Genomic DNA, 18,684 nt, shown 5'->3' with positions numbered 1-18,684 from the left:
GATAAGAGTTTGTTTAGGTATAGCCCACAATTGGTAACAATCCTAATCTTGATTGGTTATTCTTTTTATGTGTATTGTTAGATAAATTAATTCGTCTTCTTCAAGTTTACGTTGGAATTTAGATTCTACATAACTACTTATCTTTAGAGCACACTCATATTCTTTAACATATTGCTCTTTAATTTTCATCATAAACTGGATTGTCTCAGCATCATTCAATCTAACATCACTGTACAATCGTTGAATGAAAAATTTTAAATGCGTGACAAAACGCTCATAATTTAATGAATACTCATCAATTTCTACATTAAAATGATATTTTACGATATTTAAAATATTCTGAATAAGTTCTGTCATTTCAGAGACATGACCAACTTCCCCCATATCTAAATTAGCATTTACAATATGCAATGCTATGAAACCAGCCTCATCTTCAGATAAACTAATATTCAATCTATTATTTATAATAGAAATCGCTTCTTTACCAATTAGAAACTCATGATTATAAAATCTTTTTATTTCCCATAATAAAGCATTCTTTATCTCTAAACCTTCTTCTTTTCTCTCAATAGCATAGTGAATATGATCAGTTAATGTTAAGAATATATTCTCACTTAACTTTTTCCCTAAAGATATTTTAGCAAAACTAATTATTTCATTGGCAACCTGTATATGCTCTAGGGGGATATTTTCTAACAACTTAACTAATTTATTCTCATTCCAGTCATTTGTTATAACATACTTTTTTTCAATCATTGAAAGTGATATGTTATCTCCTATATTCTTCTTAAATCCGATGCCTTTTCCCATGACAATCATCTCATTATTAGACTCATCCAACGAGATAACAACATTATTGTTTATTATTTTTTTAACAAACATACTAGGCTCCCTTGCTTTGTATCCAATATATTGAATCGATTTTAAGTATAGCCCACTTTTTAAAGCGGTAACAATCTCAAGTGCAGCATATCATCAGATATTTTTTTTGTCAATATTTTTTAGTGAACGTTTTCATAACCACTCTATGTCGCTCGTCCTAAACACTTCCCATCAATAACGAACTACTAATCCCTTACGCCGTTTGATTTTGGGCTATTTTTAACCTATACTTAATTTATAAAATGAAGAGGTGAGGATATGACTGAAAGAGAACGTGAAATACTTTCGCTAATACTAGCTAATCCGTTGATTTCGCAGAATGAAATCGCTGAAGAACTAGGTATTTCTAGATCTGGTGTAGCTGCACATATATTCAATTTAACTAAAAAAGGATACATCGAAGGTCGAGGGTATATTATCAAAGAATCCGAGTTTGTCACAATTATTGGTGGCATCAATATGGATATCTCTGGCATTGCCTCTGCTCCGCTCTCTCCTAACCACCCTAATCCTGGTACTATCGCATTTTCTCAAGGAGGTGCAGGCCGAAATATTTCACTAGGCCTTACTCAATTAAACGTACCTAACTACTTTATTTCAGTTCATGGAAATGATATTAACGGCAATAAATTTAAACAGGATGCTCAACAACATGGCATGAACATCCAATATGTTAAAGAGTTACCAAACGAAAGAACCTCAACCTATCTATACATTGATGACCATAATGGTAATCGTACCGCTGCGATTGAGGACATGGCGATTTATAACCATATCACTCCTGATTTCTTAAAAGAAAAAAGTGAGATTATTAATAATTCAAGATACTGTATTGTTGATACCAACCTAACCGCAGACGCTATTAATTGGTTATATGATAACTGTAAAGTTCCGCTTTTTGTCACAACTGTAGCTGAAAATAAAAACTACAAATTGCTTAGCCAACTTGATAAAATCAATACGTTAATTACGACACCTAATGATTTAAAAGGTCTCATCAAAGAACTAACGGAGAAAGAGATGGACTTAAACCAGTCACTGGCGTTACTACTTGATACTGGTATTGAAAATCTTGTTGTCTACTCCCCTATTGAAGGGCTGTATTTTAAAAATAAAGAGGAACATTTTCACATCCAAACTACCGGCATATCTACAAGTAAACTTGGGACTGAAAGCTCTATTACCGCTGCTCTTGTGTGGGCACTGACTAAGAATTACACTTGGAAAGATAGCCTTCACCACGCTTATGCTGCTGCAGAAATTAGCCTCGAAAGTCCTTATCCAATTAGCGAAGACCTAACAGAAGATACCCTCACTGCTAAAAAATCACTACTTTTTAACTAAATTAAAAAGCACCGCTCTACCGTTTGGTAAAGTGGTGCTTTTTGCTAGCCTATATTTTTTAACGCATCATAAATCATACCCCAAAACTTTTCATGATCTAAATCAACTGCGACTTGTGTGTGACAGTCTTCTGGTATTGGGTATCTAAAATCAGCTACGGTCATACCTCTAGTTAGGTTACCGTACAGCTCAATATCAACTGGCACAGCTTTTGTTGTCATAACTGTTGGGTCAATCAAGTAGGCTACTGTACATGGGTCGTGTACAGGTGGGAAATCAAATCCTTGGCTTTTCTTGTACATCGTTCCAAAGAACTCTAGTAACTCATCTACAAATTGAGAAGGAACCGTATTAATCGCTTTGATTTTCTCACGTACTTCTGGAGTAGCAAGTGCTTGGTGTGTCAAATCTAAACCTACCATTGTTACTTTCCACGGTGCATTGAAGACAATATGGGCAGCTTCTGGATCAATAATAATATTGAACTCTGAAACGGCACTCCAATTCCCTGTATGGTAGCCGCCACCCATCAAGACAACTTCTTGTACACGTTCAATAATTTTAGGTTCTTTACGAATTGCCATCGCAATATTAGTCAGACCACCTGTTGGACAAAGTGTAACTGTTCCTGCTGGCTCACTCATTACAGTATCAATAATCACATCTACTGCATGTTGCCCACAAACTTCCATAACAGGTTGAGGTAATTCTGGACCATCTAAACCTGACTTACCGTGAATGTCTTCAGCTACTTCAATCTCTTTAACTAAAGGACGTTCACAACCTGCTGCGATTGGAACTTCCGTCATATTTATCATTGTACTAACAGCACGAGCATTGTACGTTACTTTTTCTAATGTTTGATTCCCTACTACTGTCGTAACAGCTAAAAGTTCTATGTTCGGATTACCATGAGCTAAAATCATAGCAATCGCATCATCATGACCTGGATCACAATCTAAAATAATTTTTCTTACCATTTTAATTACCCCTTTTTTGTTTGCGTTTACAAATTTATTATACCTTAATCAATTAAACATTTCTATATACACCTAAATAAAAGTTTATAACCTCTTGCTTATTAGTCAAAAAAATACTAGCTAGATTCAATTAAAAGAATCTAACTAGTATTTTTTATATCGCTATCTATTCATCGCCATAATCTTCAGAATAGAACTCTTTAAAACTCATATAACTCAAATATTTTTCAGTTTTATCCCTTATGTCTGCATCAGAAATACCAATGTCTAACACAATTTTCATAAATAACCGATTAGAATTACTAGCCACATAGTCAACTGTCTCTTGATTTGGATCATCGTAAACTAAAACAAAAAGTAGATCCTCATCTACAACCTCTTTAAAATAACGCTCACTTTTATCATTTTTGACTATCTTATAAACAAAGATATTATCTTTAATAGTATTTTCTTTTTCAAACATAATACAATCATATAAATTATCTTTTCTTAAAGAGCCACCCATTTTAAAGTCTGATGAATGAAAAATATTATAGACATGACTTTCAATAAAAGCGTCCGTAAAAACACTTTCCTTTTCAACAGCTTTAAAATCTAGATTCGATTCTAACCAATGCACTACTTTATCCTTATATGTCATAACTTTACCTATCCTAAATAAGATTTAACGTCTTTTCATACAATCTAATAGATTGCTCTGTTTCATCTTCCTTAACCATCGTATTGAATTCCCACCCGTATTTTTCATAGAGACCAACATGATCTGTAATCAAATAGAGTGTCTCTATTCCCTGAGAATTAAGATAGTGACCTATTTCATCTATCAACCTCTCCGAAATCCTTTTGCCACGATAGTCCTCCTCGACATATAACGCACATAAGTTCGGAGTCAAATCAGGGCGGTCATGGAAATCATTTGAAATAACACCAGCTCCAGCTACTATCTTATTCTTAGCTTCGTCTAAGACTACAAACCAACTCGGGATTAACTCTGTACTACTGATACTTTCAAGATAAATAGCGGCATCCAAATTCCATTTACTAGAAAACCACTCAGCAGCTTTTTTATGTAACGATTTATCTTCATCTAAATTTAAAATTTTATACGTCATAAACTCACCTCTTTTACATTAAGTATACCTTAAATTCATTCAATTGGTTTTAGAATTTCAGCTGAACCTTAACAATTTCGCAAACATACTTCTTAATTAGCTTAACAAGAAAGCCCACATAATTTCCTATGGGCTTGAACTATTCCTAGTTGTTCATATTTTTTCTTCTCACTCTAAAAATTTCAATTATTCCAAAAAAAATAGTAGCATATATTCCTGAACCTATAAAATCCCTATTAATTAAGTATTCAATTAAAATGCCAAGTAAACTAGCTATGCTTAGAATAAAAATGACGTGCCAATATGGATGTTTTATTGAAAAATCTTTATAATGATTTAACATAATTAACTCCTAACTCAAAAATCGATTTGTTTAATATCTAGTTACAACATATTTACTAGAAATGCTTTCTAGTTTTGTGCATTATACAAATATTAATGTCTATCAATAACTGATAATTACTTTCAATTTTATTATAGTGTATTCAAAATAATAAATATATAGCAGTAGTTTTCTATCTTTCCATATACTAAGTAAAAACAGAATTAATAAGCTTAGCTAAACTATCATAATTTGCAACTAAATAACTAAAGTTTGAAACTAATAAAAATAAATAATCTTTTCATAAGTAAACTCATATTTTCAGACAAACAGAAAAAGCCCTGATTTCTCAGGACTTTGTTCGCTTTGCAGACAGTTAAGACTATTTGCGACGCATTTCTTTGATTATCAGAGTACACTATTCGCTACCCCCCATCTGCTTTGGCATTTATAGAATAACGCTCTCCTAATAAACATATCATGTTCGTCTCATTTATGACTTTTAAACAGTAAGATTTATTTGTATCTAAGAACTCGATTTATTTTCTTAATTACTATTATCAGCTTTCTCTACCTGATTACGTATATCACAATTAAACTTAGACAACGATATACTATTTAACTCTGTATCCTCTATTGATTGACCAAATATCAATTTTTCCAACTCTTCTATATCAGTTTTAGGTCCATTTTTTTTCTCATTATTCAAAATATTACATATCTCATTTAACTTCTTTCTATTGTACTTTTGTTTTAATTGTACAAACTTTGTTGCCTCTATACAATGAATTTGATAAGTATCTTTTATTTTAAGAATATCAAAGTCCTGCTTCAACCCAAAATTATTATCTAGATATTTTATATCTATCTCTTTAACAATATTATTTTCAAGTGACGTATACTGATAATAATAAACTTCGTTAGCTTTATATTCACTATCATAGGGTGAACAATTAAACTTATAATCTAATTTTAATGAATTACATGTGCTACATACAGGAATTAAATTATATAGACTAACAGAAAACATCGGGTAATTTGATCTCGGATAAAAATGGTCCAGATTGCACCCAAGTTTATCATTTCTTGAAACAATATAATTTCTATTACAATATGGGCATATATTCATATTTAAAATTTCAATTAAAATATTTGCTAGTTTGGTATAATTTTTTTTTTCAGAATCCTTTATTGATTTCTCTGCTATATATAACTTTTCAACACTAGTATCATATTCTTCCAATTTTAAAAAGTATTTATCAGTCATAAAATCGTATAACGAATGTAATAATTTATAATAAACAGTTTTTTTATTTGTTTTTGGATAAAAATTCCCAGAATATACAATAGTACGTATATCTTCATAAGATGCCGTCCATAACTGGGTTAAAGAATCAATTTTTTTATCTAATGGCATATAACTATTTACATAATTTAACAACTCTATTTTTAATACCTTATTTAAATTGTTCAAAATATCATAATACAACTCTTGTTTAGCTTTTCCATTTAAACTCACAGTTTTCAACTCACCTAGCATTCGCACAGATAATTTTTTTTCTCCACTCCAGTTATTAACTAAATTAAAGAATTCAACAACATTATTTTGTTGCGGGAGTTTTTCATTTATAGTATCTTCAACAATAGTTCTATTTTTCTTAACTTTAATTAGCTTATCGAAATTTCCAAAAATAAAGCTATTAATTTTATTTTGAAATAAGTCATCTATAACATTGCTATATATAGGCTCTAATTCTTTATACTTTTCAACATTTATTTCAATCATTCTTATTTTCCTTCATACCGTTCGATTTTCTCCTCTAAATTCTTTATAATTTCTTTATATTTCTCTAACTCAGTATTTAAAAAATCACTATCAATATATCCAGAAGTTTCATATAAGCGTTCTTTAAGTTCTTTAAAATGACTTAAAAATAAATTTTTATAAAGAGGATCATCAATAATATTTATAGTTAGCTCCAATATCTTCATAGCCTCTTTTAACTCCATAAGTTTATTACTATTTGAGCTCTTTAACTTTCTTACATTATCTATTACTATTTTTTGCATACTTTCATTTGATTGAACCTCTGAACTTAAACATTCTGAAAATATTTTATTAATCAGTTTTATTTTATTAGAAGAAAATTCTCCAATACTGTTATTTAAAAAAAATGAATCATTAATAATATCATAAAAATTACTTCCAAAACCATAAGATACTTCATCAAGATTATTGTCGATATTTAATTTATGAACATGGTTTTTGGGTATATCACTGACAAGTAAAAATGAATGTGTTGTTATTATAATCTGAAAATTTTTATCTGAATATTTTTTATTTAAATACAGTGAGAGTCTCTCAATGTATTCTCTGACCCAATCTGGATGTAGATAAATATCGGGCTCATCAATTAATAGCATTATATTTTTAGCTCTTTCATTTTGTATGAACTTAAAAATAGACACAAAATGTTCTATTAAATGATTCTCTCCTGAACTAAAAAAAGGTATATCATACACTAAGCCTCGGGTTTCTAAAGTTTTCTTTTCTGCCACTACTATTTTCAATAATTGTTCTATTGACCTATCAATACTAGTACCCATTTTAATTTGTAAAGTAAATTGATCACAAAAAAAACTTTCATCTAATTGATAAATACTATCTAGAACCTTACGCAAATTATTAATCTTCTGATCTAAATCTTTGACACTTGTTCTTTTATTAACCCACTCACTCAACGACATTAGAAAGCCTATATATTCAAAAATACTCACATACAGATCATAACTACCATGAGAATTCATTTTAGTAAAAAAAGCATGACTATCATCATAATACCTGAATTTTTTTTCATCGATATAAGGAAATTTTTTTATATTATTATGTCCATTTGCAAACTCTAACATACCTGTATAAACATCTAGTCTTTCTTTAGCTGTTAACTTTGCATTTTTTATATCGGTTAAAATTTCCAAAATAATATTTTTTAAATACTGAATAGCAAATTTGTCTTTTATACTACTATTCATACTATAATAATAATAAAAATCAGGTATTAAATATACTTCACTTATCCTTAAGTATTCCTTACTTCCATCATAAAAAAATCTAGGTCTTTTAGGCTCTCTTTTCATTCCCATATCTCGTAATTCTATGTCTTTTATTTCAAAAATTTCATTGTATAGACTCTCTATTTCTTTTTTTTCGTCTTCATCTAAAAAATTAACGTCTAAATTCACATATGCTTCTCTTCTTTTTTTATTTTTTATATACCCTTTTTTTTCGACATTTTTTTCTACAAAATCTAAATACTCATGATTTATAAAATCTAATTTGTCAAAAATTTTTACATTTTCCATATATTTAACTTTTATCATTCCACGATTGTACTCAAATAAACTTTTTATAGTTTTTTTATTCCTTTTAGCATGATTTATCCCTATTATTATCTCTTTAACAGACCCTGATACAGGTTCCGGGGAATAAAATGTTCCTTCCACAACACTAAATCTAAATATATTATTCAATACATCACCGTCTATAAATAAATTCTTTATATTTAGATTTACTATATCAATATAAAATTCATCCTTAACATCACTTTTGTATAAATTAAAACCACTGTATTCTTGAAGATTTATAAAATCTTTACTGTCATATTCATTAGTAATAAAATTTAATAATGTAGTCTTTCCAATACCATTTTTCCCAACTAACAAGTTAATATTTTTGATATTATCACCATAAAATCCATTTGGTACAATCGAACTTATTGAATTTATTTTTAACATATTATTAATAAATTCTACTCTAAAATCAGATGAATAATTTATTTTAAAATTAAATTGAATCCCATTGTATTCTTTTAAATATGTATATATTAATTCCATAATTTTGCCCTCTTTTTATTATTACTTCCAACTTTACATAACACAGATTATATTAAGTTGCCCTCATACCAACACATTACAGCTCTTTCCTGTTAAAAATAAATTGGTATAGTTGGTTCACTATTAATATAGGGAACGCTTTCAAATCGAGCAACACAATTATAAAATAACACCTCGTTAAGTATAACTTAACCCTTTATTTTATTCTATATCATTTGAGAACTTTTTGAGAACTTTTCTAAACAAAAAAAATAGCCCTGATTTCTCAGAGCTATACTTGGTTTAAAAACAACTGTAATTTTTCTGGAATATTCTTTCTTTCCTCCTGTGTAACATGAAGATAAATTTGTTCTGTAACCTTGCTGTCAATGTGTCCTACACGTTCTTTAATAGCTTTTAATGACACACCAGCTTCCGCTAATTGAGTGATATGAACATGTCTAAACTTGTGTGACGTAAACTCTTTTTTTATAGTTGTTTTTTCAATCACTTTTAACAATCTTCTATTAACTTGCCCTTTTGTTATCGGATAATCCCTAAATCGTGATTTCAAATAAATAAATAAAAAGTCATCATCGACTTGAAATACCTCAACTCTTCGCTCGTTCTCAATCAATTTAATTAAAATTTTAAGCTTATCTATGAGTTCTTCAGAAACATATACCGCTCTTGTTGAAAAACGTGTTTTGGGCGAAGTAAGTTCATAGTTTTTAATAGCATTACCTGGTCTATATAACGTCTTATAGACTTTGATAACATTATTATCACAATCTATATCCTCTTTTTTAAGAGCTAGTACCTCACTAACTCTCATGCCTGTCTGTAACATCACTTGAAATAGTGTTCGGTAAATTATATCAGAGTAGTTATCTATTTTTAGCGTCAGGTCTTTTATTTCACTATTACTAAGGTAAGAATCATTCAGCTCTTCTTTACTATCTTTAACGCTTACTACAAACCTGGGCATCTTAACATATTGAATTGGGTTATAAGTCAGAAACCCTCTTCTTACAGCATCCCTTATAATAAGGCTCATTGCTTATTTAATACCATGTATTGTATTCTTTTTATATCCTCTATTTTTCAATTGTTGCAGCAGTTCAAAGTAATTATCTGCTGTAATCTCATTTAATCGTTTACCCTCATAGTATTTCAATAAATTAGGTAGTCCCCTAGATCGTCTATTTTCTATAGTACTTTCTTTAACACCTGAATTAACATAATCTGATAACCATATATTTACCATGTCCTCAAACAACACGTTATTTTTAATCTCAATACCTTGTAATTTACTATAATCACTTTCCTTATAGTGTTTAACCGCATCACGTTTCGTTTTAAAGCCCCTCTTCGTGTGCCTGCTATCAGTCTTATAGTACCAAAATACTCCTTTTTTAGTTTCATACATTCCAAAATAAGCCACGTTTAATATACCTCCTATCAAAAAAGAGCACCCTCTAGGGACACTCTTTCTAGTATTACCATTCATTTTTTAACTTCCTTTTTTAACTGCTTTATATTTTTTTAAATTATTTTTCTATCAATGGATTTTTATACTCATATGTCTCCCAAATAAATCTAACAATAGTCGCTGTCGCATTAACCACAAGCCAAGCATACCTTGGTGGAAGCTCTTTAAAATCTGAGCCTTTTCCATGTCCATCGCCCTTGTCATTTCTCAAAGTACTAATACCATCCACAATTTGTGATAAAGAATTTAAAATTTTTTTTACTTCTTTATTAGATTTTGAATGTTGATTATGATTAGCATTGAGATCTAAAACTTTAAAAACTTCTGTTCTTAAATCTCCAATAGTAGCTGATTTTTTATATTCTATACTTAATTCATCTAAAATATATTTAAAACATGATTCCAATAATTCTTTTGATTTCCCAATTGCAATCCTTGGAGAGTCTTCAATCTCTTTAATAATCAAACCTAATTGGCTTTCTATATATTCGCTGTTAAATTTAAACAAAATATACTCTGAATTATAAGAATGCACCTCTGATATTTTATCTAATGAATATTTTTCAATAATATTCTTTACCTCATCATATTTTTCTAATCTATCATTTTCTGCCTTATAATATGAATCTGGAGACAAGCGGTCATAATACTCCAATAAAGAGGTACATAGCCTAATAACCTTATCATCACTCTGTTCATCAACAAATTTTCCAAAACTTTTTCCTTTAGACAACTCATACTCTTTTTTTAGACTTATACCTACGATTTCCTTTGTAAATAAATCAAATTCGCTATCATTGAAATCTAAAATAAAACCACCACAATTAAAAAAATCTTTTAATGCTTTTTTTTCATAAAAATCCATTCCCATTTAATACCACCCTTAAATAATAAAATCACGCTTATATTCACACTAAAAAAAATCTAAAATTTATCATTCTATTTATTATTTTTTACTATATTAATAAAAAGAAAAAGCCCGATTTCTCAGACTTTTATAAATTTAATAGATAATAAAAACTAAACATATTAGCAATTATTTTACATCAAAAATAATTAATTACAAGTTATCACATTCATTGATTCGTCATATTTATCAATCATATATTGAGGAATAATACCTGTGACATTAAGAACAACTTTATATCTTGATGGCATTTCAAGATTAAATTCAAACTTAATATTATATTCAATTCCTTCATTTAAAACATCTGTAAAGAACTCTGAATAAAAAGCTGGAATATATCCAATTCTATTATTGGGTTCAATACTATTTTTATAAATTTCAACGGCAAAACTATCATATACATTCGATGGTTCACTATTTAAAATTAATTTATCTTTCTTAGAATCTAAAAAATCTGAAGATGAATTATTATGTCTCCATCCTCTTAAATAAAAATCTAAATTAATTTTATTGTTATTAAATTCCAACGGATTAACAAATTCGTAATTGTCTGACCTTAAAACTCCACCTGTTTCTGATAATAGTTGGAATTCAATATTACCTTCATTGTTATCTTTGTCTATATTTTCAAAAAATAATTTCTGATCTTCTCTATTAATACTAGGCAATCTTCTACTAAATGTACTAAATAAAAAACTAGACTCATATTTTTTATTTCTATCTGGGAAAGCTGGATGCATTCTATACCCTGATTCTAAAGCTGCGTCTAAACTCTTTTCACTTTCTGCTTTAGTGTATTCAAAAATATATGAGTTACTACTCCGCATAGTTAAATCAGCTACATGATACCAACTTCTTGATTCTCTATTTTGCCACAACAGGCATAATTTCTTTCTCATTTAGTATCTCCTCCTTTGACATACTCATGTAATATTTCTGACTTTCTCAATATTATTTTACTTAATATTTGATATCTGTTCTCACTAATTTCATTATAAGTATTTATATTCAAAACTGTCATTAGATCTTTTTCTGAAACAGATAATTCTTCTACTGTTTTTTTAAATAGGTTATAATCATATTCCAATAAATACTCTAATAATATTTTGTATTCCGGATTTTTAACACCATTCACTGTAAAAATAGATTTCGCTCTATTAATATACGCTTCTAACATCTGTTTATCTGTCAACATTTGGTCTATTCTTTTATCAGCATAACCATTTAATAAAGAAGATCCGTTATCATAAACTGGACTCATTCTGTACTCGGATATATTAATATCATATATTAATCCCCAATTTTCACAATGTCTATCTTGATTACCAATTAAATAATCAAAAAATAACATTTTAAAAAATAAAGCCTCAATATTATATTTCTTACAAATCATCAAAGCTCTATCTATCGTATATTCAAGTAAGTTATTTTTATCAAAATCAGCCCCAAAGAAGTCTATGATTTCAAGAAATTCTGAATTTTCACCAACAAAATCTTTAGATAAAACGCATTTTCTTCCATCATATACGGCTACAATAGTTTCAGGAATTTCAATACCAAATAATTTCGTTCCTAAAACATATGATAAAAATTCTGCATAGATTTCACCATCAGTTTTTGGATATTTTAAAAGGTATATTACTTCATCATTATCATTACTTTTTATCCAAGTTTTCTCTCTAGCACCAGTGGTCATTTCATCAATAATACACCAATCACTAACATCCCTAATAACCATTATATACCTTCTTTATAAAAAAATAATATTAACTTAATTACATTCTACCACAATAGATATGCTGTATGAAATAAATTGTATCCATATGAGAACTCTTTTATAATTCTTAATACTGAAATTAAAGGAGCACATACTATGGCAAGCCCATTCAAAAAGCGGAACACATACAAGCATTGTAACAACCTGATGAATTAGTTAATGTTAACCGAACAACTATAAGTCGTTGGCGTTCAGGAGAACGTCGTCCTAAAATGGAAAAACTTCCTGAGATAGCTGGAAGTTTAAATGTTCCACCTCAAATTTTTATTGGTAACGAAAAAAGTTCATCTGACTTTATAGAATAATATTCTCAAATTCCACCTAATCAATAACAACAACTTTTAGACTACCTTAAACACTTAAAATCAAAAAAAAAAGACATATTATAAATTCTAATATGTCTTTTTTTTACAATTTTATTTGAACTACTCACTCAATAATATGATGTCTTAAAAACTTCTTGAGAACTTTTTGAGAACTTTTTTTGAAATTCTTCAACTCTTACTCTATCTAAGCGTTAGCGTCCCTTTACTACCTTTCTAAGCACTTTCCACCTATTTTTAGACAAAAGAAAAAGCCCTGATTTCTCAGGACTTTTCGCGGTTTGCAGATAGTCGAGACTATTTGCGACGCATCTCTTTGATACGAGCTGCTTTTCCGTGTAATTCGCGGATGTAATAAAGTTTCGCACGACGAACTTTACCTTGGCGGATTACTTCGATTTCTGCAACACGTGGAGTGTGGATTGGGAATGTACGCTCAACACCAACACCGCCAGAAATTTTACGAACTGTATAAGTTTCGCTGATTCCAGCACCTTGACGTTTGATAACAATACCTTCAAACAACTGGATACGCTCGCGAGTACCCTCTACAACTTTCGCATGAACACGAACTGTGTCTCCTGGGCGGAAGTCTGGGATATCACTACGTAATTGATCTTTTGTGATAGCTTCGATTAATGGATTCATTTTATCTTTCTCCTTTTAACAAACATTCATATGAGCACGTCACAGCGGAATATCGTAATAGTTGAGTACTTTTGCACTCAAAAAATAGTTTAACATAGCTTTATAACGATGTAAAGAGTTAATTCTTTACAAATTACTTATTAGCTTCTTCTTTTTTCACTTCAGCTAATAATTTAGTCATCTCTTTGGTCATCTCTAATTTATCTAACATCTCTGGACGTCTTTGATACGTGCGTCTTAATGATTCTTTTAATTGCCACTCTGCTATTAATTTATGGTTACCATTACGGATAACTTCTGGCACTTCCATCCCTTTATAGTCAGCAGGACGTGTGTATTGTGGGTGTTCTAGTAATCCTGTAGAGTGTGAATCCGTAATCGCTGATTGGTCATTTCCTAAAACATCAGGTAATAATCTAACCGTTGCATCAATCATGACCATAGCCCCTAGTTCACCGCCAGTCAAGACATAGTCACCAAGTGACACTTCATCTGTCACATAGCTTCGGATGCGCTCATCGTAGCCCTCATAGTGCCCACAGATGAAGACCAAGTGTTCTTCTTCAGAAAATTCTTCTGCCATCTTTTGGTCGAATTTCTTGCCCGCTGGGTCTAATAAAATAACACGTTTTTTTGTATCAGGACGTTCCTCATTGATTTGAGTTAAAGCATTATCAATCGGCTGAACTTTAAGCAACATACCTGCTCCACCACCGTACGGATAATCATCAACATTTTGATGTTTATTATCAGAAAAATCTCTAAAATTGGTTACTTTAACTTCAAGTAATTCTTTTTCAATCGCTTTTCCTAAGATAGACTCAGTTAAAGGACCTTCAAACATCCTTGGGAATAGTGTTAAGACATCAATTCTCATGATTAATCAATCAACCCTTCAGGAATTTCAACGTGAACCACACCATTTTCTAAATCAATCGTTTTCACAACTGACTCGATGTAAGGAATTAGCACATCTTTTCCTTTAAGACGTTGAATAACCCACACATCGTTGGCTCCTGGTGATAAGATTTCTTTGATTTTACCTAATTCTTCATTATTTTCATCAATAACTTGTAAACCAACAATCTCATGGTAATAAAATTCATTTTCTTCTAGTTCGTGCTGTTGCTCAGCACGAATTTTTAAAATACCGTCACGATATTTTTCAATGTCATTAATGCTTGGATGACCTTCAAAACTCACGATATCAAAGTTTTTATGTTTACGATGCGACTTAATAATTAATTTAATGGGTGACTTACTTCCTTCTTGGAATAAGTAAAGTGCTTGTCCCTTTTTATAGCGTTCTTCAGCGAAATCCGTCTTTGAAATCACACGAACTTCTCCTCGTAATCCTTGTGTATTTACTATCTTACCTACATTATAAAAATCTACCATAATAGTCTCCTTCATCTGTCAATTCTCTTAATATTGTATCATTAGCTCACGCAATATGCTATAAAAATAAGCCCAACAAAAAAACTCTCAAGTGCCTAAGCACCTAAGAGTTAATTACCATCTGATATATTCAGACGAACCTTTTTAGGTCCATCGATACGTACACTGTAAACAACAGTACGAATCGCTTTCGCCAAACGTCCTTGCTTCCCAATGATACGACCAATATCTTCAGGATCAACGGTTAAGTTATAATCAACATACTCATCAGAGTCTACTAAGTCTAACTTAACACGATCGGGATGAGTGACTAATGGACGAACGATTGTTAAGACCAATTCTTTCACATCTGTCATAAGTTATCCCACCTTATTATTTTTTAGAGAATTTAGCTTCATGATGTTTTTGCATGATGCCTTCAGTAGATAATAAGTTACGAACTGTATCAGAAGGTTGAGCACCTTTAGATAACCATTCTAAAACTAAATCTTCTTTAATTGTTACTTGAGCTGGATCTAATAAAGGATTATAAGTTCCTACTGTTTCGATGAAACGGCCATCACGTGGAGAACGTGAATCTGCAACTACGATACGGTAGAAAGGACTTTTTTTAGAACCCATACGTTTTAAACGGATTTTAACTGACATTGATAAATACACCTCCATTAACTTTTTACAAGACTTAGTTTACCACGAGAAAAACATCATGTAAAGTGTTTTTTCTTTACACCCTCTATTTTTTTAGTTTTTTTCTTAAAAATGCTGTTATATCAGGATTTAAAGTCTTTATTTTTCTAAAAAAAGAACTGATTTCAATACTAAAATCAGTCCTTTTTGTTATATTAATCTTTATTTTTTCTTTTTCTTCACTTTTTTCTTCTTGCCTTTAGTATGTTGTTTCATCATTTTGTTCATGGCCATTTTACCCATTTTACCTTTGATACCTGTCCCAAACATTTGATCCATACCCGCTGGCATTTTACCTTTAGTCATTTGTTGCATCATTTTACGTGACTCGTTGAATTGTTTAATCATACGGTTCACTTCTACAACACTATTACCAGAACCCGCAGCAATACGACGACGACGGCTTGGGTTTAATAAGTCTGGATTTTCACGCTCTGCTGGTGTCATAGAGAAGACGATTGCTTTTTTACGTGCTACATCTTTAGGGTCAACTTTAATTTGATCTAATCCTGGCATATTACTCATACCTGGAATCATTTTAAGTAAATCCTCTATCGGTCCCATACCCATGACTTGATCTAATTGCTCGATGAAGTCATTAAAGTCAAAGCTATTTTCTTTCATCTTAGTCGCAAGTTCAGCGGCTTTTTGCTCATCGTACTCAGCTTCTGCTTTTTCGATTAAAGTTAACATGTCACCCATACCCAAGATACGGCTAGACATACGATCTGGATGGAAAACTTCAACGTCTGTTAATTTTTCACCAGTACCGACAAATTTAATTGGTTTACCTGTTACGGCACGGATAGACAGCGCCGCACCACCACGAGTATCGCCATCTAATTTCGTAACAGCAACCCCAGTGATATCTAATTGTTCATTGAAACTTTCAGCAACAGTAACCGCATCTTGACCGGTCATCCCATCGACTACTAAAAGGATTTCGTCTGGATTAGCTAATTCTTTAATTTGTTTTAACTCATCCATTAGTTTTTCATCAATATGTAAACGACCCGCCGTATCAATGAAGACATAGTCATTTTTATTCGCATAGGCTTCTTCTAAACCTTGGCGAACGATTTCGACAGGACTTACTTCTGTACCCAATTCAAAGACAGGGGCATCAATTTGTTGTCCTAATACTTTTAACTGCTCAATAGCGGCTGGACGATACACGTCACCTGCAATTAATAATGGACGAGCATTTTCTGTTTTCATTAAGTGTTTCGCTAATTTACCTACAAAAGTTGTTTTACCTGCCCCTTGTAACCCTGACATCATAATGATTGTCGGGATTTTTGGTGATTTATTTAATGGAACTGCTTCTGTCCCGAGTGTTGCTGTTAATTCCTCGTCAACAATTTTAACGATTTGTTGAGCTGGGCTTAAACTTTCTAATACTTCAATCCCTACTGCACGCTCGCTTACACGCTTAGTAAAGTCTTTTACAACTTTAAAGTTTACATCGGCTTCTAGTAACGCAAGACGAATCTCACGCATCATTTCTTTTACGTCTGCTTCAGATACTTTTCCTTTACGACGTAATTTAGACATTGCATTTTGCAAACGATCGGTTAAACTTTCAAATGCCATCTTCTTACTCCCCTATCTCTATTCTTCGATTTCTTGAACTGCTTTAAGTAACTCTTGCAACTCATCATCTTCTGGATATTTTTCAGCAACATGTTGTTGCATTTTTTTTATTAATTCTTCACGGACAATAAAATTAGAATACAAATGTAACTTACGCTCATAGTTTTCTAAGATTTTTTCTGTCCGTTTGATGTTGTCATAAACAGCTTGACGGCTTACATCATATTCCTCTGAAATTTCACTCAAAGAAAAGTCATCCGCATAATATAATTCAATGTAATTCATCTGTTTTTCTGTTAAAAGAGTAGAATAGAATTCAAACAGGGCATTCATGCGGTTTGTTTTTTCAATGTTCATCTAATTCCCTCCTTTTTTCGAGAACTAAAAAAGTCCTACTGACTAATCATTATACCACTAAATAGGGGGTAGTTTCTAGGGGATAATTGTGAAAAAATAGTCGTCTTAACTTTTTTACTGAATTTGATTCCAAATTGCAAGGTACTCGCTATTTTTTTCAATATACCTGTGCTAAACTAATAAAAAACAACCGTTTGGAGATGATAAAATGTTTCAAGAATACGGAAAATTAAGTACAGAATTATACGAACACACTAAACCAGTTGGCTACTCTATTGATGGCGACTTGGCTTATTATTTAGAACAAGCTAAAAAAGTAAATGGAAAAGTCTTAGAAGCTGGTGTCGGTACTGGTCGTTTACTCATCCCATTTATCGAACAAGGGATTGATATGGAAGGCGTGGACTTATCTCCCTTCATGTTAGAAAAATGCCAAGAGAACTTGGATAAACGTGACTTACATGCCCCTCTTTATGAACAAGATATTACGACATTAGATTTGCCTCATCGCTATGATTTAATCATGATGCCTACTGGCAGCTTCGCACTTTTACCTACTCGTGAGATTATGATGAACGGGTTAAAATCATTCAAAACACATCTAAATCCTGGTGGCAAGCTCATTGTCGATTTACTTTTACCAAAAGACTTTACTGTAGGAGACTCTAGTTCTTCTATTTTCCAATTAACACCGGAAGAAGGTATTTTGTTCAACAGTACCTCACTTGAAATCGACTGGGAAAACCAACGTACCACAGAAGTTCACCGTTATGAAAAATGGCGTAATGGCGAATTAGTCGGAACGGAACTGTCTCGCTTTGTTTTATCGTGGTACGGTGTTGAAGAATTCCGTTTGATTTTAGAATCACTTGGCTTTTCAAACATCCGTGTCGTGTGGGACTATGAAAAAGAAACCGGCAACCATGATACCCTTACTTTTTTTGCCGAAGCATAATTAAAACAAAAAAGAGAGCCGTCAGTTGATGGCT

The 18,684-nt window shown here is 31.2% G+C and carries 20 protein-coding genes and 1 pseudogene; 3 read left to right on the top strand and 18 right to left on the bottom strand.

Translation table 11 applies throughout. From position 1 onward, the window contains the following. Window positions 1–42: 42 nt before the first annotated feature. A complete protein-coding gene (gene licT, locus OL233_RS01615; protein WP_275470619.1) occupies window positions 43–882 on the bottom strand; it encodes a BglG family transcription antiterminator LicT in 840 nt (279 codons plus the stop codon). A gap of 258 nt (window positions 883–1,140) precedes the next feature. Between licT and OL233_RS01610 the strand changes: the two genes are divergently transcribed. Beyond that, window positions 1,141–2,226 carry a PfkB family carbohydrate kinase gene (locus tag OL233_RS01610; RefSeq protein ID WP_275470618.1) on the top strand — a complete coding sequence of 362 codons (1,086 nt, stop codon included), beginning with the start codon at window positions 1,141–1,143 and terminating at the stop codon, window positions 2,224–2,226. Between the two features lie 44 nt (window positions 2,227–2,270). Here OL233_RS01610 and uriH read toward each other — a convergent pair whose 3' ends face one another. From uriH to OL233_RS01560, 10 genes are all read right to left on the bottom strand, one after another. Next, window positions 2,271–3,206: a uridine-preferring nucleoside hydrolase UriH gene (uriH, locus tag OL233_RS01605; protein ID WP_275470617.1), complete on the bottom strand. Its 936-nt coding sequence runs from the start codon at window positions 3,204–3,206 to the stop codon at window positions 2,271–2,273. A gap of 166 nt (window positions 3,207–3,372) precedes the next feature. Beyond that, the gene (locus OL233_RS01600) at window positions 3,373–3,846 is read right to left on the bottom strand and encodes a hypothetical protein (RefSeq protein WP_275470616.1); all 474 of its coding nucleotides are present in this window, start codon (window positions 3,844–3,846) and stop codon (window positions 3,373–3,375) included. A gap of 13 nt (window positions 3,847–3,859) precedes the next feature. Continuing rightward, the gene (locus OL233_RS01595; RefSeq protein WP_275470615.1) at window positions 3,860–4,318 is read right to left on the bottom strand and encodes a GNAT family N-acetyltransferase; all 459 of its coding nucleotides are present in this window, start codon (window positions 4,316–4,318) and stop codon (window positions 3,860–3,862) included. 869 nt (window positions 4,319–5,187) lie between these two features. Continuing rightward, on the bottom strand, window positions 5,188–6,426 hold the full coding sequence (locus tag OL233_RS01590) for an HNH endonuclease (protein WP_275470614.1): 1,239 nt from the start codon (window positions 6,424–6,426) through the stop codon (window positions 5,188–5,190). 2 nt (window positions 6,427–6,428) lie between these two features. Then, the gene (locus OL233_RS01585; RefSeq protein WP_275470613.1) at window positions 6,429–8,534 is read right to left on the bottom strand and encodes an AAA family ATPase; all 2,106 of its coding nucleotides are present in this window, start codon (window positions 8,532–8,534) and stop codon (window positions 6,429–6,431) included. Window positions 8,535–8,805: 271 nt separating this feature from the next. Continuing rightward, window positions 8,806–9,570: a tyrosine-type recombinase/integrase gene (locus OL233_RS01580; RefSeq protein ID WP_275470612.1), complete on the bottom strand. Its 765-nt coding sequence runs from the start codon at window positions 9,568–9,570 to the stop codon at window positions 8,806–8,808. A gap of 3 nt (window positions 9,571–9,573) precedes the next feature. Then, a complete protein-coding gene (locus OL233_RS01575) occupies window positions 9,574–9,957 on the bottom strand; it encodes a site-specific integrase (protein WP_275470611.1) in 384 nt (127 codons plus the stop codon). A gap of 106 nt (window positions 9,958–10,063) precedes the next feature. Further along, entirely contained in the window at window positions 10,064–10,876 is an 813-nt protein-coding gene (locus tag OL233_RS01570; RefSeq protein ID WP_275470610.1) for an abortive infection family protein, read from the bottom strand. Between the two features lie 185 nt (window positions 10,877–11,061). Then, window positions 11,062–11,811, bottom strand: a complete 750-nt coding sequence (locus OL233_RS01565) for an HIRAN domain-containing protein (protein ID WP_275470609.1) — start codon at window positions 11,809–11,811, stop codon at window positions 11,062–11,064. After that, window positions 11,808–12,650, bottom strand: coding sequence for a HipA domain-containing protein (locus tag OL233_RS01560; RefSeq protein ID WP_275470608.1), 843 nt, complete (start codon window positions 12,648–12,650; stop codon window positions 11,808–11,810). The genes OL233_RS01565 and OL233_RS01560 overlap by 4 nt, the downstream gene beginning before the upstream one ends. A gap of 200 nt (window positions 12,651–12,850) precedes the next feature. Here OL233_RS01560 and OL233_RS01555 point away from each other — a divergent pair. Beyond that, window positions 12,851–12,994: pseudogene (locus OL233_RS01555) on the top strand (helix-turn-helix domain-containing protein); the annotation flags it as partial. A 315-nt stretch (window positions 12,995–13,309) separates the two neighbouring features. On the opposite strand, the gene rplS reads toward OL233_RS01555, so the two are convergent. The 7 genes from rplS to OL233_RS01520 all read right to left on the bottom strand — a co-directional run bounded on the left by rplS (window position 13,310) and on the right by OL233_RS01520 (window position 17,695). Further along, on the bottom strand, window positions 13,310–13,660 hold the full coding sequence (rplS, locus tag OL233_RS01550; RefSeq protein ID WP_126830750.1) for a 50S ribosomal protein L19: 351 nt from the start codon (window positions 13,658–13,660) through the stop codon (window positions 13,310–13,312). A gap of 133 nt (window positions 13,661–13,793) precedes the next feature. Further along, window positions 13,794–14,537 (bottom strand): tRNA (guanosine(37)-N1)-methyltransferase TrmD, encoded by a 744-nt coding sequence (trmD, locus tag OL233_RS01545; protein WP_275470607.1) that lies wholly within the window; start codon window positions 14,535–14,537, stop codon window positions 13,794–13,796. Between the two features lie 2 nt (window positions 14,538–14,539). Further along, complete coding sequence (gene rimM / locus OL233_RS01540) at window positions 14,540–15,058, bottom strand: ribosome maturation factor RimM (protein ID WP_275470830.1); 519 nt, start codon at window positions 15,056–15,058, stop codon at window positions 14,540–14,542. Window positions 15,059–15,168: 110 nt separating this feature from the next. After that, on the bottom strand, window positions 15,169–15,414 hold the full coding sequence (locus OL233_RS01535) for a KH domain-containing protein (protein ID WP_126830755.1): 246 nt from the start codon (window positions 15,412–15,414) through the stop codon (window positions 15,169–15,171). 16 nt (window positions 15,415–15,430) lie between these two features. Continuing rightward, on the bottom strand, window positions 15,431–15,706 hold the full coding sequence (rpsP, locus tag OL233_RS01530) for a 30S ribosomal protein S16 (protein WP_126830757.1): 276 nt from the start codon (window positions 15,704–15,706) through the stop codon (window positions 15,431–15,433). A gap of 201 nt (window positions 15,707–15,907) precedes the next feature. Beyond that, window positions 15,908–17,338, bottom strand: coding sequence for a signal recognition particle protein (gene ffh, locus OL233_RS01525; RefSeq protein WP_275470606.1), 1,431 nt, complete (start codon window positions 17,336–17,338; stop codon window positions 15,908–15,910). A gap of 18 nt (window positions 17,339–17,356) precedes the next feature. Next, window positions 17,357–17,695 carry a putative DNA-binding protein gene (locus tag OL233_RS01520; protein ID WP_275470605.1) on the bottom strand — a complete coding sequence of 113 codons (339 nt, stop codon included), beginning with the start codon at window positions 17,693–17,695 and terminating at the stop codon, window positions 17,357–17,359. A 208-nt stretch (window positions 17,696–17,903) separates the two neighbouring features. On the opposite strand from OL233_RS01520, the gene OL233_RS01515 reads away from it, so the two are divergent. Beyond that, complete coding sequence (locus tag OL233_RS01515) at window positions 17,904–18,650, top strand: class I SAM-dependent methyltransferase (protein ID WP_275470604.1); 747 nt, start codon at window positions 17,904–17,906, stop codon at window positions 18,648–18,650. The last annotated feature ends 34 nt before the right edge of the window (window positions 18,651–18,684 follow it).

The sequence above is a fragment of the Vagococcus proximus genome, assembly GCF_029143285.1.
Taxonomy (GTDB): domain Bacteria; phylum Bacillota; class Bacilli; order Lactobacillales; family Vagococcaceae; genus Vagococcus_D; species Vagococcus_D proximus.
Note: the sequence above shows the minus strand (reverse complement) of the source record. Positions and strands in the feature narration are given on the sequence as shown.